This window comes from Hydrogenivirga sp. 128-5-R1-1, assembly GCF_000171895.1.
The window spans coordinates 1-1,035 of record NZ_ABHJ01000532.1 but is presented as its reverse complement, the minus strand read 5'-3'; the positions used below and the strand labels follow the sequence as shown (position 1 = coordinate 1,035).

General features: G+C 28.2%; 1 protein-coding gene. It reads left to right on the top strand.

From position 1 onward, the window contains the following. Positions 1–85: 85 nt before the first annotated feature. The coding region (gene murD / locus HG1285_RS00140) for a UDP-N-acetylmuramoyl-L-alanine--D-glutamate ligase (protein ID WP_008289749.1) at positions 86–1,035 on the top strand (950 nt) is incomplete at its 3' end.

Below are 1,035 nucleotides of genomic sequence, written 5' to 3'. Positions count from 1 at the left end.
TTCACAGAACTACCCTATGGAGAAAAATTAAAGAGTATCAACTTGATAATTTGCTCCATTAAGTTTTTAGTTTATAATCTTTCGTATGATATTAATTTACGGCAAAGGAAAAACAGGAAACTCATTATATGAATTTTGCAAAAATAGAAACATAAACGCAGTTTTAGTTGATGATAACGATTTTTCAACTGATTTATTAAAAAAGACTGAAAAAATAGTAGTATCACCGGGAATTCCTTTTTATCATCAAATTTATAAAGAGGCAAAAAGAAAAAAAATTCCAGTTGTTGGAGATATAGAATTTGCTTATCAATTTTATAAAGGCAAAATAATAGCAATTACAGGAACTGATGGAAAAACGACAACTACAAAGCTTATTTATGAGCTCTTAAAAAATGCAGGATTTGATGCTTATATAGGTGGAAATTACGGAATACCTTTTATTGAAATAACAGAAGAAGCAAATAAAAACTCTGTTGCTGTCTTAGAACTTTCATCTTTCCAGCTTTACTCAACAAAAAAATTTAGACCAGATATTGCACTAATTTTAAACATTGACACAGACCATTTAGACTGGCATAAAAAAAGAAAGCATTATGTTTTAAGCAAATTTAAAATTACAAAAAATCAGACTGAAAATGATTATCTAATAATTAATAAAAGTATAAAAGAAACCTTCTTTACAAAAGCAAGAAAGTTATACATTGACTTAGAGAACCATTTAAATGGTGATATCCTGTATATAGAAGACTTAAAAATAAATATAAATAACCTTAAACTAAAAGGCAGACACAATTTAGAAAACATAACTTTCGCAGTTATTACAGCTTTAAAAATGGGAATAAATCCGCAGATTATAAAAGAAACAGTTGAAAACTTTACCCCACTTCCCCACAGACTTGAATTTGTAAGAAGTATAAACGGCATAAATTTTTACAATGACTCAAAATCTACAACAGTTCACGCAACCTTAAAAGCGTTAGATTCCTTTGAAAAAGACATTATACTTATTGCTGGCGGTACAAATAAAGGAAG